We start from the raw sequence: 25,469 nt of genomic DNA, 5'->3' as shown, positions 1-25,469 counted from the left end.
CGCAAGATCGCCGAGAACGACTACGGCGCCCTCGGCGACACCTCGACCCTCGCCGATCCCTCGGTGGTCGACGACCTCATCGAAAACCGCGCCAACAAGGGGTGATCTGAGATGGACGGGCGGGTGGCCAGATCAGCCGTCCGTCCGCCCCGCTCCGCCAGAGTAAAAGGAAATGTTTACCAAGAGGTTGGAAAATCGAGAAAATCCGGGGCAATCCGCTCACGGTGCGCCCGAGCTGTGCTAAAGTTGCGCGGTGGGGGCCTTTAACCTGATGGAGCGAATCCATGCAGATGACAGGTGTTCCCTCGCTGGTGGCACCTCTGGCCACCGGTCATCCCCTGGGCCTGCCCGCACAGCCCGCCGGCCCGGCGGCCGAGACCCGGGTCCAGCCCGTGGCGCAGCAGGCGCAAACCGGAACCGATCCGGACCCGGGCGGCCAGCCACCCAGCAATTTCTGGCGCGGCCTCACCGGCCTTCCCGATCCAAAGAAGCACGTGGCGCCGCCCTCGATCATGCAGATCAAGATCGCCGCCCTGCTCGAGGAACAGGCGCAGAAGATGGTCCCCTCCGAGCCTGTCCCTGACGGCGACAGCGCCGCCCCGGGATACGGAAGCGCCGATCCGGGCGCACGAAGCGGCGTCTTCCCGTCCGCGGCCTGAGGCGATCCCGGCCGGCCGATCCGACGCACGGGCGGCACCCGTGAGCCAGGCGCTGGCCCCACCCGCGTCGCGCGAACCGCTCGCGCTGCGCCCTCAAAATGCGCAAACCCGCGGTTTTTCACCGCCGGGGTCGCTTTTCATGGCCAAAAGCTTGGCCTATAAGCGCCAGATCAAGGGGCCCACGAAAAAGCAGGCCCGGCAAATCACCGGCGAGGATTGCATGAGCAAAGACACCCACGAAGCCGACGTCGCCTTCATCAAGGCGTTGGCGGAGCTGCTCCGCGAGAACGATCTGACCGAGCTCCAGGTCAAGCGTGAATATGGCGACGACGACAGCCTGAACGTCCGCGTGAGCCGCGCCCTGCCGCAGGCCGCCCCGATCGCCGTCAGCGCCCCCGCAGCCGCTCCGGCACCGGCCGCCGCCGCCGCGCCCGCGGCGCCTGCAGCCGAAGCCGCCCCGGAAGATCCGGCCGCGCATCCCGGCGCCGTGACCTCGCCGATGGTCGGCACGGTCTACATGCAGCCCGAGCCCGGCGCGCCCTCCTTCATCTCGGTCGGCCAGCAGGTCAGCGAAGGCGACACGCTCGTCATCGTCGAGGCGATGAAGACGATGAACCACATCCCGGCCCCGCGTGCGGGCACCGTCAAGCGCATCCTCGTCGAGGATGGCGCCCCCGTGGAATTCGGCGCACCGCTGGTCATCCTCGAGTAAGGAGGGCCCCATGTTCGACAAGATCCTGATCGCCAACCGTGGCGAAATCGCGCTGCGCGTCATCCGCGCCTGCCGCGAGATGGGCATCGCCAGCGTCGCCGTGCATTCCACCGCCGACGCCGACGCGATGCATGTGCGCATGGCCGACGAGAGCATCTGCATCGGCCCCGCCTCCTCCACCGACAGCTATCTCAACCCGGCCGCGATCATCTCGGCCTGCGAGATCACCGGCGCCCAGGCCATCCACCCGGGCTACGGCTTCATGTCGGAAAACGCCCGCTTCGTGCAGATGGTCGAGGATCACGGCCTGACCTTCATCGGCCCCTCGGCGCAGCACATCCGCGTGATGGGCGACAAGATCACCGCCAAGGACACCATGAAGGAGCTCGGCGTGCCCTGCGTGCCCGGCTCCGAGGGTGGCGTTCCGGATGTCGAGGCGGCCAAGCAGATCGGCCGCGAGTTCGGCTACCCGGTGATCATCAAGGCCACCGCCGGCGGCGGCGGGCGCGGCATGAAGGTCGCCAATTCCGAAGCCGAGATGGAGCGCGCCTTCCAGACCGCGCGGGCCGAGGGCAAGGCCGCCTTCGGCAATGACGAGGTCTATATCGAGAAGTACCTCCAGCGCCCGCGCCACATCGAGATCCAGGTCTTCGGCGACGGCAAGGGCAACGCGGTACACCTGGGCGAGCGCGACTGCTCGCTGCAGCGCCGTCACCAGAAGGTCTTCGAGGAGGCCCCCGGCCCCTGCATCACCGAGGAAGAGCGCGCCCGCATCGGCGCGGTCTGCGCCAAGGCGATCGGCGACCTGAAATACTCGGGCGCCGGCACCATCGAGTTCCTCTACGAGGATGGCGAGTTCTACTTCATCGAGATGAACACGCGCCTGCAGGTGGAGCACCCGGTGACCGAGGCGATCTTCGGCGTCGATCTCGTGCGCGAGCAGATCCGCGTGGCCGAGGGCTACACGCTGTCCTTCGCGCAGGACGACCTGACCATCAATGGCCACGCCATCGAGGTCCGGATCAACGCCGAGAAGGTGCCGAACTTCTCGCCCTGCCCCGGCAAGATCACCCAGTACCACGCTCCGGGCGGCCTCGGCGTGCGGATGGATTCCGCGCTCTATCAGGGCTACTCGATCCCGCCCTATTACGACAGCCTGATCGGCAAGCTGATCGTGCACGGGCGCGACCGCAACGAGGCGCTGTCGCGGCTCAACCGGGCGCTTGGCGAGCTGATCGTCGACGGGGTCGACACCACCATCCCGCTCTTCCACGCGCTGCTGCAGGAAGACGACGTGCTGACCGGCGACTACAACATCCACTGGCTGGAGAAGTGGCTCGCCAAGGACCCGTTCTCGGCCGCATGAGAACGGCGCGCGGCGGATACCACCCGCTGCGTGCGACGGGGCCCCGGGGATGACCGAAATCACCCCGGAGCTCCTGGTTCAGGCCTATCGCTCGGGCATCTTCCCGATGGCCGAGCACCGCGACGACCCGGAGCTGTTCTGGGTCGATCCGCGCCGGCGGGGCATCCTGCCGATGGACGGGCTGCACATCTCGCGCAGCCTCGCCCGGCGCCTCCGGCGCGATGACTACACCGTCACCGTGGATCGCGATTTCGAGGGCGTCATCGATGCCTGCGCCGATCGCCGCGAGACCTGGATCAATCACGAAATCCGCGCCCTCTTCGTTACCCTGCACCAGCGAGGGCTGGCGCATTCGCTCGAGGTCTGGATTGAAGGCGAGCTGGCGGGCGGGGTCTACGGGCTCGAGATCGGCGGGGCGTTCTGCGGCGAGTCGATGTTTTCGCGCCGCCGCGACGGCTCCAAGATCGCGCTGTGCTGGATGATCGACCTGCTGCGGCGGGCGGGCTTCACCCTCTTCGACACGCAGTTCCTGACCGAGCACCTGGCCAGCCTGGGCGGGCTCGAGATCACCCGCTCCAACTATCGCGAGCAGCTGCGCGAGGCGCTATCGGTGACACCCGACCTGGCCGGGACGCCGCTTGCGGCGAGCGGTCAGGAGGTCGTGCAGCGCAACACCCAGACGTCGTAGCGCTGGTGATCCATCGCGTTGAGCGCCGGCGACGAGGCGATCATCCAACCTCGAAACACCGGCTCGGCATCGCCAGCCTCGCGCACGGTCAGGAAGGCGAAGGCATCGCCCGCCGGGTCTCCCTCGGGATAGCGGCATTCCTGCAGCGCGATCTCGATGCGGTCGAACTGCGCCGTCTCCCCCGCGCGCAGCGAGATGTCGTAGGCGCGGCCGGTGATCTTGTCGAGCCCGCGCAGCATGGCACCGGTGCCGGTGTTGGTGGCCTCCTGCGCCTGCAGCGGCGCGGCCAGCAGGGCCAGACAAAGACAGAGCTTGCGGATCATTCCTCGCCTCCCCCGGCGACATATTTGAGCAGCAGCGAGATCAGGCTGACCGAGCCTTGCGTGTCGAGGATCTCGTCGCCGGCCTCATAGTTGAACGGCGACCCGCCCGGGCTGATCTCGACGAAATTGCCGCCCAGCAGCCCCTCGGACGAGATCAGGATGGCGCTGTCATCGGGGATCAGAATGTCGTCCTGTAGGGTCATCCCCATGTCGGCGCGGAAGGTCTGCGGGTTGAGCGCGATCTCGGTCACCGTCCCCACCTTGACGCCGGCAAGGCGCACGTCGCTGCCCACCGTCACCCCCTCGAGGGAGCGGAAGCTGGCGCTGAGCGGGTAGCCCGTCTCGTGCAGCTCGAAGCCGGTGGTGTTGACGGCATAGGCGCCAAAGGCGATCGCGGCGGCAAGGACCGCCCCGCCGACCAGCACCTCTGTGGTGGAGGTGGTCATGCTTATTCCGGGCTCCACGCCTCGTAATCGCGGCGGGTGGCCGGCTCGGGCTGGCGGATCGAGCCCTGCGGCGCATAGGCCATGGCGGTGCCTGTCAGGTTCTCGATATGCGGCTTTTCCCAGCTCTTGTGGGCCAGCGGACGCTCGGTCGGCGGCTCGGCGAAGGTGTGGTGCAGCCAGCCATGCCAATCGGGGCTCACCCGGCTGGCCTCGACCTCGCCGTTGTAGATCACCCAACGGCGCTTGCCGTCCTTGGTCTGGTAGAAGGTGTTGCCCTGTTCATCCTCGCCGACGCGGGTGCCGTTGCGGCTGCTCCACCAAAGGGTGTTGAGCGTGGCACCGTTCCACCAGGTGACCAGCTTCAGGAGCTTGTTCAGAATGCCCATGGACGACTCCTCGGTATCTTCCTGTTCCGTATATGCGATCCTTGGGGGCGAGGTCCAGCGCACAGGCGCCGGGCCCCGCCGCGCGGATCACGGCGCCAGCGTGGTGAGCTCGATCTCGATGCGGTATTTCGGATCGATCAGGTTGCACTCGATCATCGTGGCGACCGGCGGGTTGTCTCCGAAGGTCTCCGACAGGATCGGCCAGCACGGCTCGAACTCCGCCGCGTCGGGCAGGTAATAGGTCACCCGCACGGCATCGGCGAAGCTGGCCCCGGCCTCGGCCAGCGCCTTGCCGATCACCTCGAGCGCCGAGCGGCACTGCTCGGTCACCGTGTCGCCCTGCCCCACCGTGCCGGCGACATGCACGAAGCCGCCCGCCACCACGGCGCGGCAATAGCCGATCTTTTCTTCGAACGGGCTGCCCGTATGGATCCGCTTGATCGTCATCTCTCACTCCAAAGAAAAGGGCGGGGAAAACCCCGCCCAGACGTGCCTAACGTTATCGACCTCAGCTCGCCGAGGTGCCTTCTTTTTTCTGGTCCGCGTAGATCATCAGCGGCTTGGCGTCGGAATTGACCGCCTCGTCGTTGACCACGACCTCGGTCACCTCGTCCATGCCCGGCAGCTCGAACATGGTGTCGAGCAGGATGCCTTCGAGGATCGAGCGCAGGCCGCGCGCGCCGGTCTTGCGTTCGATGGCTTTCTTGGCGATCGCCGACAGCGCGTCGTCGGTGAAGGTCAGTTGGGTGTCTTCCATCTCGAACAGGCGCTGGTACTGCTTCACCAGGGCGTTTTTCGGCGCGGTCAGGATGGTGACCAGCGCGTCCTCGTCGAGATCCTCGAGCGTCGCGATGACCGGCAGACGGCCGACGAATTCCGGGATCAGGCCGAACTTCAGCAGATCCTCGGGCTCGAGATCCTTGAACACCTCGCCGGTGCCGCGCTCATCCGGGTCGCGCACATCGGCGCCGAAGCCCATGGCCGAGCCCTTGCCGCGCTGCGCGATGATCCGGTCGAGACCGGCAAAGGCGCCGCCGCAGATGAACAGGATGTTGGTGGTGTCCACCTGCAGGAATTCTTGCTGCGGATGCTTGCGCCCGCCCTGCGGCGGCACCGAGGCAACGGTGCCTTCCATCAGCTTGAGCAGCGCCTGCTGCACGCCCTCGCCCGACACGTCGCGGGTGATCGAGGGGTTCTCCGACTTGCGGGTGATCTTGTCGACCTCGTCGATATAGACAATGCCGCGCTGCGCGCGCTCGACATTGTACTCGCTCGACTGCAGCAGCTTGAGAATGATGTTCTCGACATCCTCGCCCACGTAGCCGGCCTCGGTCAGCGTGGTGGCGTCGGCCATGGTGAACGGCACGTCGAGGATGCGCGCCAGCGTCTGGGCCAGCAGCGTCTTGCCGCAGCCGGTCGGGCCGATCAGCAGGATGTTCGATTTCGCCAGCTCGATATCCGAGCTCTTCTGGCTGTGGTTCAGGCGCTTGTAGTGGTTGTGCACCGCGACCGAGAGCACACGCTTGGCCATCGCCTGGCCGATCACGTAATCATCCAGCACGTCGCAGATCTCGCGCGGGGACGGCACCCCTTCGGAAGACTTCAGGCCAGCGCCCTTGGTCTCTTCGCGGATGATGTCCATGCAGAGTTCGACGCATTCGTCGCAGATGAAGACGGTCGGCCCCGCGATCAGCTTGCGCACTTCGTGCTGACTCTTGCCGCAGAAGCTGCAGTAGAGGGTGTTCTTGCTGTCGCCGCCGGAATTCGTCGCCATATCGCACCTTTCAGGGCCATTTCATCGTTTCGGCTGCGCCATCTTGCCAGCCGAAGGCCCATCTTTTTCGCCAATTCTGCAAAGTCTAGGCCAGTGCCCAGCGCTCTACAATCTGAAAAATGCCCCGCCGCGCCGTGGCGGCGGGGCACGCGATTAGGATTTGGCCTCTTCCGCCGCGCCGCGGCTTTCGACGATCTCGTCGATGAGGCCCCATTCCTTGGCATCCTCGGGCGCCATGAAGTTGTCGCGCTCGAGCGCGGCCTCGACATTCTCGAGCGTCTGGCCGGTATGCTTCACGTAGATTTCATTGAGGCGGCGCTTCAGCTTCAGCGTTTCCTCGGCGTGAATCATGATGTCGGTGGCCTGGCCCTGGTAGCCGCCGGAGGGCTGGTGGACCATGATGCGGCTGTTGGGCAGCGAGAAGCGCATGCCCGCCTCGCCCGCGGTCAGCAGGAGCGAGCCCATCGAGGCGGCCTGGCCGATCACCAGGGTCGAGACCTTGGGCTTGATGTACTGCATGGTGTCGTAGATCGAGAGGCCCGAAGTCACCACACCGCCGGGGCTGTTGATGTACATCGAGATTTCCTTGCCGGGGTTCTCGGCCTCGAGGTGAAGCAGCTGCGCGACGATCAGGCTCGACATGCCGTCATGCACCGGGCCCGACACGAAGATGATCCGCTCCTTCAGCAGGCGCGAGAAGATGTCGTAGGCGCGTTCGCCGCGGCTGGTCTGCTCGACCACCATCGGGACGAGCGTGTTCATGTATGTCTCAAAAGGGTCTTTCATATCCGCCTGCCTGCTTTCTTCCGTGTGCCTATCTCGTGTGTCTTACCAGATTCTTAGTATCGGCCATGGGGGGCCGCAAGGGCCTGCGGTTCAATTGGCACGCAGGTCGTAGGGACAGCGCTCACGCCCCGCCCCAATCCTGCGGCGTTGTGCAGGCGTGGCGGGCACATTCGAGTTCGAGCACCACATACGTGATGCCGAAGCGATCTTTCATGCGCTGCTTGACCGAGGCCTTGATGGTGTCGGCCCGCCCCCAGGCGCCCTCGCGCACCACCAGATGCGCCTGCAACGCCGCGCGATGCTCGTCGATCTGCCACAGATGCGCCTTGTGCATGCCGTCGACGCCCTCTACCCGGCGCGCCTCGTCGAGCACCTCGCCCGGCGCCAGCTCGGGCGGGCTGCCGAGCATCAGGATGCGGATCACGCCGCCGATCTCGGCAAAGGCCATCCACAGGATGTAGCCGGCGATCAGCAGGGTCACCGCCGGGTCGATCCAGGTCCAGCCGAAGAGGATGATCAGCGTGCCGGCGAAGATCACCGCCAGAGAGCCCAGCGCATCGGCGACGTTATGCAGGAAGGCGGCGCGGATGTTCACGCTGTCCTTCGACATGGTGTAGGTCAGCAGAGCGGTGACGAGATCGACGACGAGCGCGATCCCGGCGATGATGACGACCAGCCAGCCCTGCACCGGCTCGGGCGACAGGAACCGCAGCACCGCCTCCATCACGAGGTAGAGCCCGATGATGATCAGGCTGGTGTAGTTGACCAGCGCCGCCACCACTTCGGCCCGGGCGAAACCGAAGGGCATCTGCTCGGTTGCCGGACGGCGCGCGATGCGGCGCGCGACGGCGGCGATGACCAGCGAGATCGCATCGGAGAAATTGTGCAGCGCGTCGGCGATCATCGCGAGGCTGCCCGAGAAGATGCCGCCGAGAACCTGCGCGACGGTCAGCGCCATGTTGACCGCGATGGCGCCGATCAGCCTGCCGTCGCCGGCATTGGGATCGATATGGTGATGATGGTGATCGTGGGGCATGGGCTCGCCTTGGCTGTGCAGCGGTTCTCCGGCACGGAGGCGCACCGGAGGCTCAGGCCCACAACGCGCGCTTGTGACGGGAAGGTCAAGCCGACGGCAGTCATCAAGTCTTGATCACGGGCGCGGCGCCGTCTGGATCAGCGCATCGAGCGGGTCTCCGGCATACCACGGCCGGTGACCGAAGCGTTTCTGCCAGAGCACAGCATCACGCGGCTGCCAGCCGAAGGCGCCATCCTCGGCCGCCGGCCGCCAGAGCAGCCGGCCCTCGCGGCGGCACGGATCGAGCACGATGCCGGAAGACAACGGCCGGCCCTGCGCGGTCACCAGCACGGCGGAGTGCTCCAGCGGGTGGAGCAGCCGCGCCGGCGACATGACCGCGTGCAGCGCGAGCCCGGGAAACGCCTCTGACCGCAGGCGGCGATACATGCGGTCGGCCCAGGTGAAGCAGAAGCTCGGGGTCTTGATGCCGACGTGATGCCGCGCGCTCAGTACGATGGGCGGGTCGAGCGCGGCCATCTCCGGCGCGAGGCTGCGCGACAGATCGAAGGCGCGGTCGGCCAGACGCGTGGCGGTGGCGGTTTCGACTTCTGGCGAGAGCTGCATGAGCGCGCCGGCAAGCGCCGCGCGCTGCTTCGCATCGGCCACGGGCAGGCTGGCGGGCGGCGTGGAACAGCCCGGAGCCGCGAAGAGCAGCAGGCCGAGCAGGACCAGCCCGCACATCGGGCACAGCGCGGCGGCACGGGATCGGATCAGCCGGAACGAACGGGCCCTTAACATGCCGGCACGGCTAGCATGCGCGGCCCAAACGCCCCGTTAACAGCAACCTCGAAAGCCGCGCCCGCGCCCGCCTTGGCTCAGAGGCGCATCGCCACCGCGCGCGGCAGCGGGTCTGGGGCGGGATCGGTGCGGGCCAGCGGGCCGAGGGCGGCGGCAAGGGCGATCAATGCGGCAAGAAGAACGATGCTGGACCGGAAACTCATCACGGATCTCTCCACGGAAAAACATTGGCGTCTGCGCTGGAGGCGCGGGAAATATCGAGCGGGCCCGACCCATAAAAGCGGCCGGTCCGAAGCCATTCTGGCTCTGCCCCATCCTGCCCCATGCAGCGCCGCGCGCCAATTGCGGAATTCCTGACCTTTCGAAGCAAATGCCACTCATCCGGTCGGGCGCTCCGGGCGGGAGATGCAAAAGGCCCGGCGCGATGGATCGCGCCGGGCCGAGCGTTGGGCATCCAAGGGCGGATGCGGAAGGGACGGCGCCGGGACCGGCGCCGCGGGATCATTCGAAGGTCTTGAGATACTCGACGACCGCGTCGATATCCTCGGCCTTCTTCAGACCGGCAAAGGCCATCTTGGTGCCCTTGGCATAGCCGCGCGGATCGCCGAGGAAGCCGTGCAGCGCCTCGCTGTCCCAGACACCGCCCATCTCGGCCAGCGTCTTGGAATATTTGAAGTCGCCGACGGCGGCGATCTCGCGTCCGACCACCCCGTTCAGCTCGGGGCCGGTGCGGTTCTTGGCGCCCTCGCCCACCTGGTGGCAGGCCTTGCACTTGCGGAACACCTTTTCGCCTTCGGCGGCGAGCGCGGCGTCGATCGCCGCGGTCTCGACCGGAGCGGCCTCGGCAGGCGCCTCCTCGGCCGCGGGCACAGCCTCCTCGGCCACCGCAGCGACCTCCTCGACCTCGGCCTCCTGCTCGCCGGTCGAGGCTTCCGCCTCTTCGGTCGCCTCGGTGCCGCCGTGATCCGGCGTCACGTCGAGCACGGTGGCGCGCATGGTGATCTCGACGCTTTCCTTGCAGTTTTCCATGCAAGGCTCGGCGCGCCAGAGGCTGTATTCCGTCTCGGCCCGGTCGTCGATGATGAAGCCGTCGGCATTGGGCATCTCGAACTCCGCGAAATTGGCGTCGCTGAGCTCGAAATCGTCATCCACGAGATCGTTGGAATAGAGGATATAGGCGGTGATCGCGTAGACCTCGTCGGCCGAGAGCGACTGCGCGTTGCCGAAGGGCATCGAGCGATGCACGTAATCCCACACGGTCGAGAGATAGGGCCAGTAGCTGCCCACGGTCTTGAGCGGATCCTCGTCGGCGAGCGTGCCGTCGCCACCAGCAAGCTTGGGCCAGTTGTCGACGCCTTCGGCGAAGGAGCCGTGGCAGACGGCGCAGTTCTCCTCGAACACCGTCTCGCCGGTCCAGACATCGCCGGAGCCCGCAGGCAGGCCGGTGCCGTCCGGGCTCACGTCGAGATCCCAGGCTGCGACCTCCTCGGGCAGCGCCGCGCGGCCCAGGCCGAAGGTGCCTCCACCATCCGTGGTGGCGGCGGTGGCCGCGCCGATCAGCACGCCCGAGGGCGCCTCGGCGACCGGCTCGACCTGCGTTGCCGGCAAGGCCGCCATGGTGCGCGGGTTCTCGGGGAAATCGGCGACGAAGCGGTCGGCGAAGTTCACCGCCAGCGTCAGCGTCCCGAGGATGCCGATCGCCGTGCCGGCATAGAGTTTAAGAGACTTCGACATTTTCGGCCTCTCCGTTGGATTTCACCCACCAGGTCTGGATGCAGTTGTTGTGATAGATCGAGTTCAGGCCGCGCACCTCGCGCAGCTGGGCCTTGGTCGGCTGGACGTAGCCGGTCTCGTCCATGGCGCGGGATTGCAGCAGCCATTCCTCGCCGCTCCACTCGGTGTCGAGGTAGAAGCGCACCAGCGCCTTGTTGGCGGGATCGGCGGCGAGCCGCGCGGTTTCCCAGGTCTTGCCGCCATCCTTGGAGACGTCGACGCGGGTGACCTTGCCATGGCCGGACCACGCCATGCCGGTGATCACCACCGGGCCGTGGCCGTGGGTGATCGGCATCTGCGGGCTCGGCGAGGTGACGACCGACTTGGCGTCCATCACCCAGGTCCACTTGCGCGAGGTGCCGTCGGCCAGCGTGTCCGTGTACTTGGAGGTCTCCTCGCGGCTCTCGACGGGGCCGTCCATGATCTCCATGCGGCGCACCCACTTGACCCACATGTTGCCTTCCCAGCCCGGCACCACGAGCCGCGCCGGATAGCCATGCTCCTTGCGCAGCGCCTCGCCATTGGCCTTGATCGCGATCAGGCAGTCGTCGAGCGCCTTTTCGAGCGGGATCGAGCGCCCGTTCGAGGAGGCATCTGCTCCCTCGACATAGAGCCACTTGCCCTCGACCTCGCCCGACCAGCCGGCCTCGGCCAGCAGGGTGCGGACGGGGATGCCCGAGTATTCCATGTTGTGGATCATGCCGTGGGTGAACTGCGCGCCGTTGAGCTGCGCGCCGGCCCATTCCATGCCGGTATTGGCAGCGCATTCGAGGAAGTAGACGTGGTTCTCGCGCGGGAAGCGCTCGAGATCGGCATAGCTGAACACCATCGGCGTCTCGACATCGCCATTGATCATCAGCCGGTAATCCTCCTTACTGAGCTCGATGGCGCCGGAATGGTGCCGCTCGAAGGCGCAGCCCGCCGGCGTGATGGTGCCGTCGAGCGCGTGGATCGGGGTGAAGTTGATCGACGAGATCGTGTCAGCGGTCAGCCACTCGACATTGCGGCGGACGACATCGTCCTCGAACTTGATCGGCAGGCCGTAAGGCGTGGCATCGACGCCGTCGCCGAAGCCGCTGGCCCAGCCCTGTACCTCGGTGATCAGCGGATCGGGCTCGGCCGCGCGCGCCACGCCGGCCGCGACGGTGCCCGCGCCCACGGCCGCGGCGCCGGTCAGGAACTGACGGCGCGAGGCGGAGGCGGCTTTCTTCTCTGTCGCCATGTTGGCTCTCCTGTTGCTGCGGGGCGGGCTCAGGCGCCCACCACCTCGACACTGGTGTTGGGCTCCAGGGTGACGGTGCCCAGCTTGCGGATGTGGCTCTCGACCACGTCCCAGATCTGCGGCCCCTCGGTGCCCTCGTTGACGCTGGCCCAGCCGGCGACCACGTAGGTCTTGGACGGGTCGATGGGCTCGCCGGTCTTGAGCAGCGTCATCTCCGAGATGCGCTCGCCCTGCGGTTTGGTGATATCGATGCGGTAGCCCATGCCCCCGATGCGGACCATGTCGCCGCCCTGCTGGTAATAGGGATCGGGGTTGAAGATGTTGTCGGCCACGTCCTCGAGGATCACCTTGATGAACTCGCCGGTCATCTCGCTGCGATAGGCCTCGCCATAAGACATCGAGGTGACGTTCCAGATGTCCTCGCGGGTTATCGGATCGCCCGGGATCAGGCTCGGCCCCCAGCGCACGCCCGGCGACATGGCGATGTCGGCCTCGCGCTCCGACATCAGCGCGTCACAGATCAGGTCGTCCCACGAGCCGTTGAAATTGCCCCGGCGGTAGAGCAGTTCGTCGGTCTGGCCGATGACCTCCTCGAGCTCGGCCTTGTAGGGCGCGCGCTGCTCGTCGATGAGCTTCGCGACCTCGGCATCGGGGGTGATCACGTCGGAGAAGATCGGGATCAGTTTGTGGCGGAAGCCCATCATTCGGCCGTCGCGCACGTCGAGATCGACGCGTGAGACGAACTTGCCGTTGGAGCCCGAGGCCACGATGATGGTCTCGCCCACCAGCACCGGCTCGGGCAGCGCGTCGTGGGTGTGGCCCGACAGGATGACGTCGATGCCGGTGACGATGCCGGCCATCTTCTTGTCGACGTCGAAGCCGTTGTGGCTCAGGCAGACCACCAGTTCGGCGCCCATGCCGCGGACCTCGTCGACCATCTCCTGCATGTGCTCGTCGCGGATGCCGAAGCTGTATTCCGGGAACATCCAGCGCGGGTTGGCGATCGGCATGTAGGGGAAGGCCTGGCCGATCACCGCGACCTTCACGCCGCCGCGCTCAAAGAACTGGTAGGGTTTGAAGAGCTCGGCGGGCTCGTCCCACTCGGCGTCGAAGATATTCTGGCCAAGGGCAGCGAAGGGCAGCCCCTCGACGATCTCCTGCACCCGCTCCGAGCCCAGGGTGAACTCCCAGTGGAAGGTCATCGCGTCGGGCTTGAGCGCGTTCATCACGTTGACCATGTCCTGCCCGGCGGTCTTGTGGCAGGTCATCGAGCCGTGCCAGGTGTCACCGCCGTCGAGCAGGATGGCATCGGGGCGGTCGGCGCGAATGGCGTTGATCACGGTTGCGACGCGGTCCATGCCACCGACCTTCCCATAGCCCTTCGCGAGCGAGGAAAAATCGTTGTAGGTCAGCGCGTAATGCGAGGGCGAGCCGTCATCGATGCCGTAGAGCCGGCGGAAATCGGCGCCGGTCACATGCGGAACCTCGCCCTTGTTGGGGCCGACACCGATATTGACCTCGGGCTCACGGAAATAGATCGGCTTGAGCTGGGCGTGGATATCGGTGACGTGGATCAGCGAGACGTTCCCGAACGTGTCGAACTGCAGCAGCTGGTCCTGCGTCAGGCTCTGCTGCGCGGCGAGCCGCGCCCAGTTGCCGAAGCCGCTGGCGCCGTAGAGCGCCGAGGCCGCCATCGAGACCTGAAGGAAATCGCGTCTTGAGATCATGGGAGGGATCTTTCGTCTAGCTCGCGACACACATTCGCATGTGTGAATTGGTTGAAAAAGGGAAACCCCGCGCGTTCTCACGCACGGGGCAATGGATCAGTTGCGGACCGAGGGGCCCTCGACATCGAGGCCGTTGCCGCGCGAGGCGACATAGAGCTCGAGCGCCACGAATTCCGGCGAGCCCGGCGAGAAGGTCTCGGCGCGGGTGTCACGGATGCAGCCCTTGAAGCGGTCATGCGAGCCGTTGAGCTTGGCGTTCTTCAGGCGATAGGTCGGGAAGGCGTTGATCTGGCCCTGCGACAGGTGGTCGGCGCGGATGTAGTTGCCATAGTTCTGCTCGTGGCAGTTGGCGCAGGACAGTTCGAGCACACCGTAGCGGGTGTAGTACATCTCCTTGCCCTTCTCCCACATCTCGGCGGCCGGGCCGTCGATCGCGACGTTGACCGGCATGCCGCGCGACACCGAGGCCAGCAGCGCCTCCATGTTGATCGCGTCGGCGGAGTCGTATTTCCACGGCTCGGCGCCCATGCGCTCCTCGCGGCAGGCGTTCATCTGCATCTGCAGCGTGCGGACCTCGCCGGCCTCTTCGTTCCACTTTGGATAGACCGCCTTGACGCCGGCCATCTCCTCGGGCTCGCCGTGGCACGACGCGCAGGACTTCTCCTCAGAGCCCTCGACGGCGTTCCACTGGTCGATGCCCTGGTCGACGAAGATCATGCCAGGGTTGTCGAAATCGTCCATCTCCATGGCCTGGGTGTCGTCATCACGGAAATGCCAGCCCGAGATCACCTCGTCGAGGTGACCGTCGAGATGCGGCGCCGCGGCGGCCTTGGTGGTGATCTCGAGGTCTTCGTTGATGATGAGCGTGTCATCATCGGCACCGCCCGCTGCGAGCATCGGGGCGGTCAGGGCCAGCATGGCGGCGGCCGCCGTCATCGTCCTGAAATTCATTTAGGTTCCCTCCCTGAAAAGCCCTGCCCCGCACCTCTGCGGGACAGGGTCCTGTTCTGCGTCAGCCGATCGCGATCGCCTTGGTCTCCTCGTAGACGGAGCCGTCGTCGTCGTACCAGGTGAACTTGAACTCGCCGGCCTCGGGCACGGTGGCCTCGAATTCGAAATACGGGTTCGTCGAGATCGCCGGCTCCATGGTCACGTCGATGACGCTCTCGCCGTTGAACTCGCAGGTGAAGCGGTTGATGATCGAGCGCGGGATCGCGTTGCCCGAGCTGTCCTTGCGCTGGCCGGATTCCATCGGGTGGCTGATCAGGGTCTTGAGCGTGATCGCCTCACCTGCAGATGCCGACTTCGGGACTTTGACGCGGGGTTTGACGCCGTCTGCCATGTTCTGTGTCTCCTATGTTAAGCCGATCAGCCGCCGCAGCCGCCGATGGTCACTTTGACGGTCTTCGACGCCTTGGCGAAGGAGCCGTCGGCCAGCTTGGCGATCGCCACCACGTCCTGCGTGCCGGCGAGGCGGATGCGGGTCGAGGCGTATTGCGAGGCCGCCAGCGGGCCGAACTTGAAGGTCGCCACGCCCGGCGTCGGGTTGCCGGTGGCGAGCACGAGGATCTCGGACGCGCCCTCGGCGCTGACCTCGATCGGCACGGTGTTGCCGTTCTCGGCAATCTCCGGCGCGGTCAGGTCGATGCCCGCATCGGCCATATCGGCGCCGCCGGTGAATTCCGCGATCCACTCCTCGGTGGTGGCGGCATAGGCCCCCTTCGGCAGCATGGCGACCAGCGCGGCCGCCCCGCCCACGGCAAGGGTTTCACGACGTGTGAATTCCATGGTTCCGTTTCTCCTGAACAAGTTGCGGTCGCGTGCGTCAGTCTTGCAAGGTCATGAGGAACGCGACCACGTCCTCGACATCCTGGGCCGACAGGATCGGCTCGAGCGGGCCTTCGGCCGCCTTGCCGGTGTATCCGTCGCCCGGGCGGATGAACCCGCTGGTTTTGTAGAAGGCCGGCATCACCGTGCCCTCGAAGGTCATCTTGGCATTGGCCACGATGCCGCGCAGCTCTTCGGCGGAGCGATAGCCGCCGACGCCATCGAGCATCGGCCCGACCTCGCCCTGGAAGGGCACGTCGGGCAGCGCCGAGACCGCGTGGCACGACACGCAGTTGCCCATCGACTTGGTCGAGAAGATCTCGCGACCCTTGTCGGCATTGCCCTCGGCGCCGCTGAGCGAGGCTTCGACCTCGCCGTATTCGCCATAGGTCACCTCATCGGGGGCCACGCCGTTGGCCAGTGCAGCGCCCGCGACGAGCACGCCGGCAAGCGTCAGTGCAGTAAGTTTCATGTTCCCTCCCTTGGCTCCAGCAGCCCGACACGCGGGCTGTCTCCTCCGTAGCTGTGGAATACCGTAGTCTACCGTCCGGGGCTTACGCAACAACAAATTCACAGACATGAATTTTACGATGATTACGCGATCGCAGCATTCCCGCCCTAGTCGAACTTGCCGTTGTCGCGTTCCTGGATGCGGCGGGCGTGGTAGCGCTGGAAGTCTTCCCCGTTATCAAGCTCGTAGCGCTTCTCGGCGACCCAGGTGAACATGTCGATCGTGGTGCCCTTGGCGAAGGCGCCGGGCATCACCGCCACCGCCGCCTCGATCGCGGTGCCGTCCTCCGGCACCTCTTCCGGCAGGAAGATGATGTTGGGCGTGAACAGAACCCGCCACTTGCGCGCCGCGTCCTTCTCGGCGAGCGATTCTCCGTCGAAATCGGTGATCTCGGTATCGCCGTGCAGGTTGATCTGGACGACGAAGAAGTTCTCCTCGATGAAGGCGGCCACGTCGGGCTGCGAGAACACCTCCTCGTGCATCTTGTGGCAATAGATGCAGCCGCGCTGCTCGACGAAGAGCACCAGCCGCTTGCCCTCCTCATTGGCCTCGACGAGATCCTCGCGCAGGTCCTTGAAGGTGTCGCGCATCCACGGCTCCTTGTAGAGCCCGTCATCGCCCATCGGGGCGACCTCGGCCCAGACGGGCCATGCCAGCGCCGCCACGAGCGCGGCTCCGATCCATGCTTTCATCGTCTCCCTCCTCCTCTTGCCCGGCCTCGAGACGAGGCCGGCGCGCTAAAGACCCGGGCTCAGCTCAGCGAGGTCCAGCCCGGAAAGGTCTCGATCATCCATTGCGCGATGATGTTGACGCTGTCGGTGGCGATGAGGATCGCGAACAGGATCAGCATCACCCCCATGAGTTTCTCGACATATTGCAGCTTGCCCCGGTGCCGCGCGGTCCAGCGCAGGAACGGCCCCGAGAACAGCGCCGCGACGACGAAGGGCGCGGTCATGCCGATGCCGTAGACCAGCAGCAGCAGCCCGCCGCGGAAGATATCGCCCATGCCGCTGGCGATCATCAGGATCGAGGCCAGCGCCGGGCCGACGCAAGGCGTCCAGCCGAAGCCGAAGGCCAGCCCCATGACATAGGCGCCAAGCACGCTGGTGGGCTCGGCCTTGCTTTCCATCCGCGCCTCGCGGTGCAGCAGCGGAACCCGGATCACGCCGAGGAAATGCAGCCCGAAGACCAGCAGCACCCCGGCGGCGACGTAGGAGAGCGGCTGCTTCCAGTCGGCGAAGGCCTGCCCCACCGCCGTTGCCCCCATGCCGAGCAGCACGAAAATCGTGGTGACCCCGGCCGCGAAGACCAGCGCCGACAGCACCAGCCGGCGCTGCGCACCCGGCTCGATGCCTGCGTCATCGCGCAGCTCGGCCATCGAGATGCCGGCCATGTAGCAGAGGTAGAACGGAACCATCGGCAGGATGCAGGGCGTGAAGAAGCTCAGCAGCCCGGCCAGCGCGGCGCCCGCGAAGGAGATGTCCAGCACGGCGCCTCCCCCGCTAGCTTGAACAATTCACATATTCATATTATGTTGAACGTTAAGACGACGTCAATTGGTGAGCCATGTCTTTTATCAGATCCCTGGCCATGGCGGGCCTTGCCCTGCTGTTTGCCGCCGGCGCCGCCTGGGCGGAGGTGCGGCTTGTGATGGTCGGCCAGCCGGGCTGCGCCTATTGCGCCGCCTGGGAGGCACAGATCGCGCCGGCCTATCCCAACACGGCCGAAGGGCGCTTTGCGCCGCTTTTGCGGGCAGATCTGCGGGACGGTCCGCCGGCGGGGATCACCTATGGGCGTAAAGTCTTGTTCACACCGACATTCATTCTGGTAGAAGACGGTGTTGAACGCGCCCGGCTCGAAGGATACCCGGGCGAAGATTTTTTCTGGCCCCTGCTCTCGCGCCTGCTGGAGCAACATACGGCCTTCGATCCCGACGCGGCAATGGAGACGCCCGCGCAGATCTTGGAGGGTGGGTGATGAACATGGCACTTCCGGTGATCAACGACGACCTGAGCGATGACGAGCTCGACCGGATCGCCGACAAGGCGGCCGCGGCCTCGGCCTTCCTGAAGGCGATCAGCCACGAGGGCCGGCTGATGATCCTCTGCCACCTCGTCACCGGTGAGAAATCCGTCACCGAGCTCGAGGAGCTGCTCTCCGCCCGCCAGGCGGCGGTGTCGCAGCAGCTCTCGCGGCTGCGCCTCGAGGGGCTGGTTGTGCCGCGCCGCGAGGGCAAGGCGATCTACTACCGCCTCGCCGACGACCGCCCCAAGCGCATGCTCGAGACGGTCTACGAGCTGTTCTGCCAGGACGACGCCTGACGCGGCGGGCGCGACCCCACCGCTCTGACGAGGCGCGCCTCCGGCGCTTGAGACGGCACTACCCCTGCGGAACACATTCAAGCTTTCGCTTGAGTCTTCCCCACCCGCGCGCGTAGTCTCGCGCCGTGGCATCGAGCCCGCCGGAAGGGAGGAGTCGGCATGTTCGAGATGTTGAGCGAACATCATGTGGTCGCCCTGATCGGGCTGGGCAGCGGACTGCTGCTGGGGCTCGCGGCGCGACTCGGACGATTCTGCACCCTCGGCGCGATCGAGGATCTGCTCTACGGCGGCTCCGACCTGCGCATGCGGATGTGGGGCATCGCCATCGGCATCGCCATCCTCGGCAGCTTCGGACTGATGAGCGCCGGGCTCTTCGCCCCCTCCGACAGCTATTACCTCTCGATCCGCTGGATGCCGCTGGCCTCGATCCTGGGCGGGCTGGCCTTCGGCTACGGCATGGCGCTGGCGGGCAATTGCGGCTACGGCGCCGTCGCCCGGCTCGGCGGCGGCGACCTGCGCAGCTTCGTCATCGTCCTGGTCATGGGGGTCTCGACCTACGTGGTCCTCGCCGGCCCGCTGGCACCGCTGCGCGCCATGCTGTTCCCGCAAGCGGAGGTGATGAGCGCGACGCCGCCCGGCATCGCCCACCAGCTCGGCCGCGTGACCGGCCTCTCCGCGGAGATCATCGGCCTCGTGCTGGGGCTGGGCCTGCTCGCCGTCTCGCTGAGCTCGCGCGGGCTCTGGGCCCGGCCGAAACAGATCTTCTGGGCGGCGATGGTTGGGCTCGGCGTGGTGCTGGCCTGGGCCGGCACCGCCTGGGTGGCGCGCACCGGCTTTGCCGGGCTGCCGGTGGTCTCGCACAGCTTCGCCGCGCCGCTCGGCGACAGCATCCTGTGGTGGATGACCGGCTCGGTCCGGCCGCTCTCCTTCGCCGTGGGCTCGGTCGCCGGCGTATGGGCCGGCGCCTTCCTCGGCTCGCTGATCAAGGGCCATTTCCGCTGGGAGGCCTGCGAGGACCCGCGCGAGCTGCGCCGGCAGATCCTCGGCGCGGCGCTGATGGGCGCCGGGGCCGTGATCGCCATGGGCTGCACCATCGGACAGGGGCTCTCGGCCTTCTCGGTGCTGGCCTTCTCGGCGCCGGTCACGATGGCGGCGATCTTCGCCGGCGCCGCGCTGGGGCTGCGTCAGCTTATCGTCGGGTTCCAGCCGGCGGAGTGAGGGGCGGGGTGTTTTTTGGCGCTCTGCCCCCGTCGCGCCAGGCTCGACAGTCGAAGGAAGCGGGGGCTCTGCCCCCGTCCGCCAGGGGCGGACTCCCCCGAGGTATTTTTGAACCAAAGAAGACAGGGGATGGCGAGGCGGGAGCGTTAGCGCCTGGAGGCTTTGAGCCTGTGGCGATCTCAGCTCATCTCGGCGAGGCGGGCGACGTAGCGGGCCAGGGTGTCGATCTCGAGATTGATCCGGTCGCCGACCTTCACCCCGCCCCAGGTGGTGACCTCCTTGGTATGCGGGATGAAGTTGATGCCGAAATCACGGCCCTCGACCTCGTTCACCGTCAGCGAGGTGCCGTTCAGCGCCACCGAGCCCTTGGGCGCGATGAATTTCGCCAGCGCCTCGGGGGCGCGCAGGGTGACGCGGGTGCTGTCGCCCTCGTCGCGCATCGCCACCACCTCGGCCAGCCCGTCCACATGGCCCGAGACGATATGGCCTCCGAGCTCGTCGCCAACCTTGAGGGCGCGCTCGAGATTGATCCGACGGCCCTCGGTCCAGGCGTCGAGATTGGTCTTCGACACGGTCTCGGCGCTGATCTGCACGTCGAACCAGTCGGGGCCGAGATCGATCACCGTCAGGCAGACGCCGTCGCAGGCGATCGAAGCGCCGATCTCGATCCCGGAGGTGTCGTAGCCGGTGCCGATCCGCGCCGTCAGGTCGCCCGCCTGCTCGAGGCTGCGCACCTCGCCCATATCCGTCACGATGCCGGTGAACATCCGTCCTCTCCCGGCCCGCCCAACGCGGGCCTTAATTTCGCCGGGAAACCCCGGTATGGATTGCTGTTACAGGCGAAGCATTAGCGGGGCGACATGAGCAAGGCAACCGTTCCCGCCCGGGTGTTCCTCTTCCTGCAGGGGCCGCACGGGCCCTTCTTCCAGCGGCTGGGCGCCATGCTGCGCCGCGCCGGGGCCGAGGTCTGGCGGGTGGGGTTCAATGCCGGCGACCGCGCCTTCTGGTCCCCCGCCGCGAGCTACCTCCCCTTCAACGGCGCGCCCGAAGACTGGCCCGCCCGGCTCGAGGCGCTGCTCGCGGAAAAGCGCGTCACCGATCTCGTGCTCTACGGCGACACCCGCCGCATCCATGCCGAGGCCGTCGCCATCGCCCGCGCCCGCGGCCTGACCGTGCATGTCTTCGAGGAAGGCTACATGCGCCCCTACTGGGTCAGCTACGAGCGCGGCGGCTCGAACGGCCATTCCCGGCTGATGGACATGGACATCGCGGAAATGCGCGCCGCGCTCGCGCAATCCGACATGGAAGCGCCGCTGCCGCCCGGGCACTGGGGCGACATGCGCCAGCACATCTTCTACGGCGCGCTCTACCACTGGTTCGTGATGTTCCGGAACGGCGCCTACCGCAATTTCCGCCCGCATCGCGACCTCAGCGTGACGCAGGAGTTCCGGCTCTATCTCAAGCGCCTGCTGCTGATGCCGCTGCACCGGGTCGAGCGGCTGGCGGAGACCCTGCGCATCCGTCGCGGCGGCTTCCCCTATCACCTCGTTCTGATGCAGCTCGAGCATGACGCGAGCTTCCGGCAGCACTCGCCCTTCGCCTCGATGACCGAGTTCATCGAACTGGTGATGCAAGGCTTCGCCGAAGGCGCGCCGGGGCACCATCACCTCGTCTTCAAGGCGCATCCGCTGGAGGACGGGCGGGCGCCCGTGCGGCACACCATCCGCGAGGCCGCCAGACGCCTGAACATCGCCGACCGGGTGCATTTCGTGCGCGGCGGCAAGCTGGCACAGCTGCTCAACGACGCCCGCAGCGCCGTCACGGTGAACTCCACCGCCGGGCAGCAGGTGCTGTGGCGGGGCATCCCGCTCAAGGTCTATGGCGAGGCGGTCTATGCCAAGCCCGAGCTCGTCTCGGCGCAGCCGCTGCCCGAGTTCTTCGCCCAGCCGGCCCGGCCCGACACCCGTGCCTATCGCGATTATCGGCGCTATCTGCTTGAAACCAGTCAAGTTCCCGGCGGCTTCTACTCCTCGCGCGGGCGCCGGCAGCTGCTGCGGCTGGTGGTCGACATGATGCTCTCGGCCGATGATCCCTACGATGCCCTGCGTCACGGCACCGCGGCCCCTCGGCAACAGTTGCGCGTGGTGCGCTGAGGCCGAGAAGCCCTCGGACTGGCTTTTGAGGCCGGATTCCGATAGGTTAGCGAAAAAACCTGAGGCAGATAAGAACAGGTCGAGGAGACCGAGCAGTGAACCTTTCCACCACACGATGGGTGAAGACCGTCGCGGTGCTGGCCGCGATGTCCATCCTGGCCTCCTGCACCTTGCCGCGGTCTGGCCCCACCAAGAGCGAGATCTACTCCGGCTCGGTGATGCGCGAAGGCGACGCCTTCATCGTCACCGTGAACGACCGGGTGAGCCGCGCCACCGCCGTGGTGCCGGCGCTCGGCTTCACCGAGGGCTTCCAGAGCGCCTCGGTCGTGGGCTCCGACACCATCCAGCCCGGTGACACGCTCGGGCTGACGATCTGGGAAAACGTCGATGACGGCCTGCTCGTGGCCGAGACCGCCAATGCCACCACGCTGGAAGAGGTGCAGGTCGACGGCTCGGGCTTCATCTTCGTGCCCTATGCCGGCCGCATCCGCGCCGCCGGCAACTCGCCCGAGGCGGTGCGCCGGATCATCACCGAGCGCCTCGCCGAGCAGACCCCGGACCCGCAGGTCGAGGTTCGCCGCCTGGCCGGCGACGGCTCCACCGTCAGCCTCGTGGGCGCGGTCGGCGGCCAGGGCGTCTATGCCATCGAGCGCCCGACCCGTACGCTCTCGGCCATGCTCGCCCGCGCAGGCGGCATCACACTGGAGCCCGAGATCACCCAGATCTCGGTGATCCGCGGCCAGCAGACCGAGCGCATCTGGTTCCAGGATCTCTACAAGAACCCGCGCTTCGACATCGCACTGCGCGGCGGCGACAAGATCCTCGTCGAGGCCGACACCCGCTCCTTCACCGCGCTCGGCGCCACCGGCACCCAGGCCCGCGTGCCGTTCGAGAGCCAGACGCTTTCGGCGCTCGAGGCGATCGCCCAGGTCGGCGGCCTGCTGTCGACCACCGCCGATCCCACCGGCGTCTTCGTGATGCGCAACGAGCCGGCCGAGATCGCCAACCAGGTGCTCGGCCGCTCCGACCTGATCGGCGCGCAGCGCATGGTCTACGTTCTCGACCTGACGCAGCCCAACGGCATGTTCATGGCGCGCGATTTCGTGGTGCGCGACCAGGACACGCTCTACGTCACCGAGGCGCCCTTCGCGCAGTGGAGCAAGACGATCTCGTCGCTGCTCGGCTCCTTCGGCGCCGTCAACACGCTGGCGACGACCGCGACGCTGGTGCAGGGATCGGGGGGCTGATCCTGAGCCAGACCGACGATGGTCGACCGGACGCCGGGGGTGAGAGCCCCCGGCGTCTTTACGTCTACAATGCCGGTTTTCTGCGCCAGCCGAGGCTGCGCCGCATCCTGTCGCTGGCAGGCTACCGGGTGTCGCTGGGCCGCCCCGGAGACGGCGACATGGTCGGGGTCTGGGGCCAGTCGCCCTATGCCCATCGCGGCGAGCGGGTGGCAACGGCGCGGGGCGCGCCCCTCCTGCGCATCGAGGATGCCTTCCTGCGCTCGCTGCATCCCGGCCGCAGCGGCGAGCCGCCGCTGGGCCTGCTGCTCGACCGCGCGGGGGTGCATTTCGATCCCGCAACCGTCTCCGACCTCGAGACGCTTCTGGCCACCCATCCGCTCGACGATCACGCGCTGCTCGAGCGCGCCCGCGGCGCGATGGCACGGATACAGGCCGCGCATCTGACCAAGTATGCCGCCGTCGATCCCGCCGACCCGGTGCCCGAGCCCGGCTATGTCCTGGTCATCGACCAGACCGAGGGCGACGCCTCGGTGCGCGCCTCCGGCGCCGACCGCAACCGCTTTCTCGAAATGCTCTACTGGGCGCAGGAGGAGCACCCGGGCCAGCGCATCGTGATCCGCAGCCACCCCGAAACCCGCGAGGGCTTCCGCGGCGGGCACTATCGCCCCGAGGACGCCACCGGGCGCGTCACGCTGTTCACCGACCCCGCCTCGCCGCAGGCGCTGCTCGAGGGCGCCATCGCGGTCTATACCGTGTCCTCGCAGATGGGCTTCGAGGCGATCCTCGCCGGCCACCGGCCGCGCGTCTTCGGCCAGCCTTTCTACGCCGGCTGGGGCCTGACGGACGAGGAAACACCCCTGCCCCGCCGCCAGCGCCGCCTGACCCGCACCCAGCTCTTCGCGGCGGCGATGATCCTCTATCCCACCTGGTACGATCCCTACCGCGACCGGCTCTGCGAGATCGAGGACGTGCTCGCCACGCTCGAGGCCCGCGCCCGGGCCTGGCGCGAGGACCGTCACGGCTGGGTCGCCGAGAACATGCGGCTGTGGAAGCGCAAGCCGCTGCAGGGATTCTTCGGCAGCGAACGCCCCGTGGTCTTCGCCCGCAGCGCCGAGGAGGCCCGGCAGCGGGCCGAGGGGGGCCGCGCCCGGATGATCTGGGGCGCCGCCGAAGCCGACCCCGGCACCGTCCGCATCGAGGATGGCTTCCTGCGCTCGCGCGGGCTCGGCGCCGAACTGGTGGCGCCGCTGTCGCTGGTGGCCGATGATCTCGGTATCTACTACGATCCCACGCGCCCCTCGCGGCTCGAACGCCTCATCGCCGAGACCGCCCAGCCCCGCCCCGACCAGAGCGAGCGCGCCCGACGTCTCATTGCCCGCATCGTCTCGGGCAGGCTCACCAAATACAACCTCTCCGGCCCCCTGCCGCCGCTTCCCGAGGGCCACCGCATCCTCGTGCCCGGACAGGTCGAGGACGACGCCTCGATCCGCCTCGGCAGCCCGGAGATGCAGAGCAATGCCGATCTGCTCGCCCGCGTCCGGGCCGCGAACCCCGGCGCGGTGATCCTCTGGAAGCCGCACCCGGATGTCGAGGCGGGCCTGCGCCCGGGCCACGTCGCGGCGCCCGAGCAATGGGCCGACCTGACGCTCCGGGACGCCGACATGGGCGCGCTGCTGCCACAGGTCCACGAGGTCTGGACCCTGACCTCGCTTACCGGCTTCGAGGCGCTGCTGCGCGGCCTGCCGGTCACCACGCTCGGCGCGCCGTTCTACGCAGGCTGGGGCCTGACCCGCGATCTCGGGCCCATCCCCGCCCGCCGCCTCGGCGGGCCGCGCCCGACGCTCGAGGCGCTCGTCCACGCCACGCTCATTGCCTACCCGCGCTACCGCGACCCGCTCACCGGCCTGCCCTGCCCGGTCGAGCTCGTGGCCCATCGGCTCGAGAGCGGCGCCCTGCCGCGCCCCGGGCCGGCCAACCGGCTGCTTTCCAAGCTTCAGGGCCTGTTTGCCAGTCGCGCGCCTCTCTGGCGCCGCTAGTCGCGGCCGCCCCACTTGTCGATCGCGGCCACGACTGCGATATACTGGGGCAAATGCCAGGGCCGCGATCCCCGCGCCCGCGACGCAGGAGAGAGATGATGCTGAAAGGTTTGGGCGGACTTGGCGACATGGCCAAGATGATGAAGGCCGCGCAGGACATGCAGGGCAAGATGACCCAGCTGCAGGACGATCTGAAGGCGATGGAAGTGACCGGCGAGTCCGGCGCGGGCCTGGTCAAGGCCACCGCCTCGGCCAAGGGCGAGCTGCGCGGGCTCGACATCGACCCGTCGATCTTCAATTCCGACGACAAGGAAGTGGTCGAGGACCTGATCCTCGCCGCCATCAAGGACGCGCAGGCCAAGGCGCAGGAGAAAGCGCAGGAGGAGATGCAGAAGCTCACCTCCGAGATGGGCCTGCCCGCCGACATGAAGCTGCCGTTCTGATCCGGCCTTCGGGCGGATCCGCGCCCTGACGATCCCCT

General features: G+C 67.2%; 30 protein-coding genes. 11 read left to right on the top strand and 19 right to left on the bottom strand.

Features of this window, described 5'->3' with window-relative positions; genetic code table 11:
- Positions 1-284: 284 nt before the first annotated feature.
- From KUV62_RS07005 to aat, 4 genes are all read left to right on the top strand, one after another.
- Positions 285-659, top strand: coding sequence for a hypothetical protein (locus tag KUV62_RS07005; RefSeq protein ID WP_222602951.1), 375 nt, complete (start codon positions 285-287; stop codon positions 657-659).
- 220 nt (positions 660-879) lie between these two features.
- Positions 880-1,371: an acetyl-CoA carboxylase biotin carboxyl carrier protein gene (gene accB, locus KUV62_RS07000; RefSeq protein WP_222602980.1), complete on the top strand. Its 492-nt coding sequence runs from the start codon at positions 880-882 to the stop codon at positions 1,369-1,371.
- A gap of 10 nt (positions 1,372-1,381) precedes the next feature.
- Positions 1,382-2,737: an acetyl-CoA carboxylase biotin carboxylase subunit gene (gene accC, locus KUV62_RS06995; RefSeq protein WP_222602950.1), complete on the top strand. Its 1,356-nt coding sequence runs from the start codon at positions 1,382-1,384 to the stop codon at positions 2,735-2,737.
- Between the two features lie 49 nt (positions 2,738-2,786).
- The gene (gene aat, locus KUV62_RS06990; RefSeq protein WP_222602949.1) at positions 2,787-3,425 is read left to right on the top strand and encodes a leucyl/phenylalanyl-tRNA--protein transferase; all 639 of its coding nucleotides are present in this window, start codon (positions 2,787-2,789) and stop codon (positions 3,423-3,425) included.
- Here aat and KUV62_RS06985 read toward each other — a convergent pair.
- The 18 genes from KUV62_RS06985 to KUV62_RS06905 all read right to left on the bottom strand — a co-directional run bounded on the left by KUV62_RS06985 (position 3,389) and on the right by KUV62_RS06905 (position 17,502).
- Positions 3,389-3,748 (bottom strand): DUF2155 domain-containing protein, encoded by a 360-nt coding sequence (locus tag KUV62_RS06985; RefSeq protein WP_222602948.1) that lies wholly within the window; start codon positions 3,746-3,748, stop codon positions 3,389-3,391. The genes aat and KUV62_RS06985 overlap by 37 nt on opposite strands.
- Positions 3,745-4,194 carry an outer membrane lipid asymmetry maintenance protein MlaD gene (gene mlaD / locus KUV62_RS06980; protein WP_222602947.1) on the bottom strand — a complete coding sequence of 150 codons (450 nt, stop codon included), beginning with the start codon at positions 4,192-4,194 and terminating at the stop codon, positions 3,745-3,747. Before mlaD ends, KUV62_RS06985 begins: the two co-directional genes overlap by 4 nt.
- 2 nt (positions 4,195-4,196) lie before the next feature.
- Positions 4,197-4,580 carry an NADH:ubiquinone oxidoreductase subunit NDUFA12 gene (locus KUV62_RS06975; RefSeq protein ID WP_222602946.1) on the bottom strand — a complete coding sequence of 128 codons (384 nt, stop codon included), beginning with the start codon at positions 4,578-4,580 and terminating at the stop codon, positions 4,197-4,199.
- An 87-nt stretch (positions 4,581-4,667) separates the two neighbouring features.
- On the bottom strand, positions 4,668-5,027 hold the full coding sequence (locus KUV62_RS06970) for a RidA family protein (protein ID WP_222602945.1): 360 nt from the start codon (positions 5,025-5,027) through the stop codon (positions 4,668-4,670).
- A gap of 61 nt (positions 5,028-5,088) precedes the next feature.
- Positions 5,089-6,354: an ATP-dependent Clp protease ATP-binding subunit ClpX gene (gene clpX / locus KUV62_RS06965; RefSeq protein WP_222602944.1), complete on the bottom strand. Its 1,266-nt coding sequence runs from the start codon at positions 6,352-6,354 to the stop codon at positions 5,089-5,091.
- 153 nt (positions 6,355-6,507) lie between these two features.
- Entirely contained in the window at positions 6,508-7,140 is a 633-nt protein-coding gene (locus tag KUV62_RS06960; RefSeq protein WP_222602943.1) for an ATP-dependent Clp protease proteolytic subunit, read from the bottom strand.
- Positions 7,141-7,261: 121 nt separating this feature from the next.
- Positions 7,262-8,176 (bottom strand): cation diffusion facilitator family transporter, encoded by a 915-nt coding sequence (locus KUV62_RS06955; protein WP_222602942.1) that lies wholly within the window; start codon positions 8,174-8,176, stop codon positions 7,262-7,264.
- A 114-nt stretch (positions 8,177-8,290) separates the two neighbouring features.
- On the bottom strand, positions 8,291-8,953 hold the full coding sequence (locus tag KUV62_RS06950; RefSeq protein WP_222602941.1) for a hypothetical protein: 663 nt from the start codon (positions 8,951-8,953) through the stop codon (positions 8,291-8,293).
- 77 nt (positions 8,954-9,030) lie between these two features.
- A complete protein-coding gene (locus tag KUV62_RS22680) occupies positions 9,031-9,156 on the bottom strand; it encodes a hypothetical protein (RefSeq protein WP_261395398.1) in 126 nt (41 codons plus the stop codon).
- 298 nt (positions 9,157-9,454) lie between these two features.
- A complete protein-coding gene (locus tag KUV62_RS06945; protein ID WP_222602940.1) occupies positions 9,455-10,687 on the bottom strand; it encodes a c-type cytochrome in 1,233 nt (410 codons plus the stop codon).
- Entirely contained in the window at positions 10,671-11,948 is a 1,278-nt protein-coding gene (gene soxC, locus KUV62_RS06940; RefSeq protein WP_222602939.1) for a sulfite dehydrogenase, read from the bottom strand. The genes KUV62_RS06945 and soxC overlap by 17 nt, the downstream gene beginning before the upstream one ends.
- A 29-nt stretch (positions 11,949-11,977) precedes the next feature.
- Complete coding sequence (gene soxB, locus KUV62_RS06935; protein WP_222602938.1) at positions 11,978-13,675, bottom strand: thiosulfohydrolase SoxB; 1,698 nt, start codon at positions 13,673-13,675, stop codon at positions 11,978-11,980.
- A 96-nt stretch (positions 13,676-13,771) separates the two neighbouring features.
- The gene (gene soxA / locus KUV62_RS06930) at positions 13,772-14,626 is read right to left on the bottom strand and encodes a sulfur oxidation c-type cytochrome SoxA (protein WP_222602937.1); all 855 of its coding nucleotides are present in this window, start codon (positions 14,624-14,626) and stop codon (positions 13,772-13,774) included.
- A 61-nt stretch (positions 14,627-14,687) separates the two neighbouring features.
- A complete protein-coding gene (gene soxZ, locus KUV62_RS06925) occupies positions 14,688-15,017 on the bottom strand; it encodes a thiosulfate oxidation carrier complex protein SoxZ (RefSeq protein WP_222602936.1) in 330 nt (109 codons plus the stop codon).
- Between the two features lie 26 nt (positions 15,018-15,043).
- Positions 15,044-15,463: a thiosulfate oxidation carrier protein SoxY gene (soxY, locus tag KUV62_RS06920; RefSeq protein WP_207076425.1), complete on the bottom strand. Its 420-nt coding sequence runs from the start codon at positions 15,461-15,463 to the stop codon at positions 15,044-15,046.
- A gap of 37 nt (positions 15,464-15,500) precedes the next feature.
- On the bottom strand, positions 15,501-15,974 hold the full coding sequence (gene soxX, locus KUV62_RS06915; RefSeq protein WP_222602935.1) for a sulfur oxidation c-type cytochrome SoxX: 474 nt from the start codon (positions 15,972-15,974) through the stop codon (positions 15,501-15,503).
- A gap of 146 nt (positions 15,975-16,120) precedes the next feature.
- Positions 16,121-16,705: a thioredoxin family protein gene (locus KUV62_RS06910; RefSeq protein WP_222602934.1), complete on the bottom strand. Its 585-nt coding sequence runs from the start codon at positions 16,703-16,705 to the stop codon at positions 16,121-16,123.
- A gap of 59 nt (positions 16,706-16,764) precedes the next feature.
- On the bottom strand, positions 16,765-17,502 hold the full coding sequence (locus tag KUV62_RS06905; protein ID WP_222602933.1) for a cytochrome c biogenesis CcdA family protein: 738 nt from the start codon (positions 17,500-17,502) through the stop codon (positions 16,765-16,767).
- 101 nt (positions 17,503-17,603) lie between these two features.
- Here KUV62_RS06905 and KUV62_RS06900 point away from each other — a divergent pair, with 101 nt between their 5' ends.
- From KUV62_RS06900 to KUV62_RS06890, 3 genes are all read left to right on the top strand, one after another.
- Positions 17,604-17,990, top strand: a complete 387-nt coding sequence (locus KUV62_RS06900; RefSeq protein WP_261395397.1) for a thioredoxin family protein — start codon at positions 17,604-17,606, stop codon at positions 17,988-17,990.
- Positions 17,990-18,334 carry an ArsR/SmtB family transcription factor gene (locus tag KUV62_RS06895; RefSeq protein WP_410000838.1) on the top strand — a complete coding sequence of 115 codons (345 nt, stop codon included), beginning with the start codon at positions 17,990-17,992 and terminating at the stop codon, positions 18,332-18,334. The genes KUV62_RS06900 and KUV62_RS06895 overlap by 1 nt, the downstream gene beginning before the upstream one ends.
- Before the next feature lie 159 nt (positions 18,335-18,493).
- Positions 18,494-19,552 carry a YeeE/YedE family protein gene (locus tag KUV62_RS06890; protein WP_222602931.1) on the top strand — a complete coding sequence of 353 codons (1,059 nt, stop codon included), beginning with the start codon at positions 18,494-18,496 and terminating at the stop codon, positions 19,550-19,552.
- Positions 19,553-19,731: 179 nt separating this feature from the next.
- Here KUV62_RS06890 and KUV62_RS06885 read toward each other — a convergent pair whose 3' ends face one another.
- Entirely contained in the window at positions 19,732-20,319 is a 588-nt protein-coding gene (locus KUV62_RS06885; protein WP_222602930.1) for a riboflavin synthase, read from the bottom strand.
- 93 nt (positions 20,320-20,412) lie between these two features.
- Here KUV62_RS06885 and KUV62_RS06880 point away from each other — a divergent pair, with 93 nt between their 5' ends.
- From KUV62_RS06880 to KUV62_RS06865, 4 genes are all read left to right on the top strand, one after another.
- On the top strand, positions 20,413-21,705 hold the full coding sequence (locus KUV62_RS06880) for a capsule biosynthesis protein (protein WP_222602929.1): 1,293 nt from the start codon (positions 20,413-20,415) through the stop codon (positions 21,703-21,705).
- Positions 21,706-21,851: 146 nt separating this feature from the next.
- On the top strand, positions 21,852-22,952 hold the full coding sequence (locus KUV62_RS06875; protein ID WP_261395431.1) for a polysaccharide biosynthesis/export family protein: 1,101 nt from the start codon (positions 21,852-21,854) through the stop codon (positions 22,950-22,952).
- A 2-nt stretch (positions 22,953-22,954) separates the two neighbouring features.
- Positions 22,955-24,988, top strand: coding sequence for a capsular polysaccharide biosynthesis protein (locus tag KUV62_RS06870; protein ID WP_261395430.1), 2,034 nt, complete (start codon positions 22,955-22,957; stop codon positions 24,986-24,988).
- Between the two features lie 98 nt (positions 24,989-25,086).
- A complete protein-coding gene (locus tag KUV62_RS06865) occupies positions 25,087-25,431 on the top strand; it encodes a YbaB/EbfC family nucleoid-associated protein (RefSeq protein WP_222602926.1) in 345 nt (114 codons plus the stop codon).
- Positions 25,432-25,469: the final 38 nt, after the last annotated feature.

The organism is Salipiger bermudensis, from assembly GCF_019801965.1.
Taxonomy (GTDB): Bacteria; Pseudomonadota; Alphaproteobacteria; order Rhodobacterales; family Rhodobacteraceae; genus Salipiger; species Salipiger bermudensis_A.
This window is presented reverse-complemented; position numbering and strand designations above follow the sequence as displayed.

Excerpts from the sequence above, each read along its gene's own strand:
- soxX (WP_222602935.1), bottom strand. The coding sequence starts at position 15,974 with ATGAAACTTACTGCACTGACGCTTGCCGGCGTGCTCGTCGCGGGCGCT.
- KUV62_RS06895 (WP_410000838.1), top strand. The coding sequence starts at position 17,990 with ATGAACATGGCACTTCCGGTGATCAACGACGACCTGAGCGATGACGAG.
- soxB (WP_222602938.1), bottom strand. The coding sequence starts at position 13,675 with ATGATCTCAAGACGCGATTTCCTTCAGGTCTCGATGGCGGCCTCGGCG.
- KUV62_RS07005 (WP_222602951.1), top strand. The coding sequence starts at position 285 with ATGCAGATGACAGGTGTTCCCTCGCTGGTGGCACCTCTGGCCACCGGT.
- KUV62_RS06885 (WP_222602930.1), bottom strand. The coding sequence starts at position 20,319 with ATGTTCACCGGCATCGTGACGGATATGGGCGAGGTGCGCAGCCTCGAG.
- soxA (WP_222602937.1), bottom strand. The coding sequence starts at position 14,626 with ATGAATTTCAGGACGATGACGGCGGCCGCCGCCATGCTGGCCCTGACC.
- accB (WP_222602980.1), top strand. The coding sequence starts at position 880 with ATGAGCAAAGACACCCACGAAGCCGACGTCGCCTTCATCAAGGCGTTG.
- KUV62_RS06900 (WP_261395397.1), top strand. The coding sequence starts at position 17,604 with ATGGCGGGCCTTGCCCTGCTGTTTGCCGCCGGCGCCGCCTGGGCGGAG.
- KUV62_RS06950 (WP_222602941.1), bottom strand. The coding sequence starts at position 8,953 with ATGTTAAGGGCCCGTTCGTTCCGGCTGATCCGATCCCGTGCCGCCGCG.
- KUV62_RS06880 (WP_222602929.1), top strand. The coding sequence starts at position 20,413 with ATGAGCAAGGCAACCGTTCCCGCCCGGGTGTTCCTCTTCCTGCAGGGG.
- clpX (WP_222602944.1), bottom strand. The coding sequence starts at position 6,354 with ATGGCGACGAATTCCGGCGGCGACAGCAAGAACACCCTCTACTGCAGC.
- KUV62_RS06985 (WP_222602948.1), bottom strand. The coding sequence starts at position 3,748 with ATGATCCGCAAGCTCTGTCTTTGTCTGGCCCTGCTGGCCGCGCCGCTG.
- soxZ (WP_222602936.1), bottom strand. The coding sequence starts at position 15,017 with ATGGCAGACGGCGTCAAACCCCGCGTCAAAGTCCCGAAGTCGGCATCT.
- KUV62_RS06890 (WP_222602931.1), top strand. The coding sequence starts at position 18,494 with ATGTTCGAGATGTTGAGCGAACATCATGTGGTCGCCCTGATCGGGCTG.
- KUV62_RS06945 (WP_222602940.1), bottom strand. The coding sequence starts at position 10,687 with ATGTCGAAGTCTCTTAAACTCTATGCCGGCACGGCGATCGGCATCCTC.
- KUV62_RS06875 (WP_261395431.1), top strand. The coding sequence starts at position 21,852 with ATGTCCATCCTGGCCTCCTGCACCTTGCCGCGGTCTGGCCCCACCAAG.
- KUV62_RS22680 (WP_261395398.1), bottom strand. The coding sequence starts at position 9,156 with ATGAGTTTCCGGTCCAGCATCGTTCTTCTTGCCGCATTGATCGCCCTT.
- KUV62_RS06960 (WP_222602943.1), bottom strand. The coding sequence starts at position 7,140 with ATGAAAGACCCTTTTGAGACATACATGAACACGCTCGTCCCGATGGTG.
- aat (WP_222602949.1), top strand. The coding sequence starts at position 2,787 with ATGACCGAAATCACCCCGGAGCTCCTGGTTCAGGCCTATCGCTCGGGC.
- KUV62_RS06910 (WP_222602934.1), bottom strand. The coding sequence starts at position 16,705 with ATGAAAGCATGGATCGGAGCCGCGCTCGTGGCGGCGCTGGCATGGCCC.
- soxY (WP_207076425.1), bottom strand. The coding sequence starts at position 15,463 with ATGGAATTCACACGTCGTGAAACCCTTGCCGTGGGCGGGGCGGCCGCG.
- KUV62_RS06970 (WP_222602945.1), bottom strand. The coding sequence starts at position 5,027 with ATGACGATCAAGCGGATCCATACGGGCAGCCCGTTCGAAGAAAAGATC.
- KUV62_RS06865 (WP_222602926.1), top strand. The coding sequence starts at position 25,087 with ATGCTGAAAGGTTTGGGCGGACTTGGCGACATGGCCAAGATGATGAAG.
- soxC (WP_222602939.1), bottom strand. The coding sequence starts at position 11,948 with ATGGCGACAGAGAAGAAAGCCGCCTCCGCCTCGCGCCGTCAGTTCCTG.
- mlaD (WP_222602947.1), bottom strand. The coding sequence starts at position 4,194 with ATGACCACCTCCACCACAGAGGTGCTGGTCGGCGGGGCGGTCCTTGCC.
- KUV62_RS06955 (WP_222602942.1), bottom strand. The coding sequence starts at position 8,176 with ATGCCCCACGATCACCATCATCACCATATCGATCCCAATGCCGGCGAC.
- KUV62_RS06975 (WP_222602946.1), bottom strand. The coding sequence starts at position 4,580 with ATGGGCATTCTGAACAAGCTCCTGAAGCTGGTCACCTGGTGGAACGGT.
- accC (WP_222602950.1), top strand. The coding sequence starts at position 1,382 with ATGTTCGACAAGATCCTGATCGCCAACCGTGGCGAAATCGCGCTGCGC.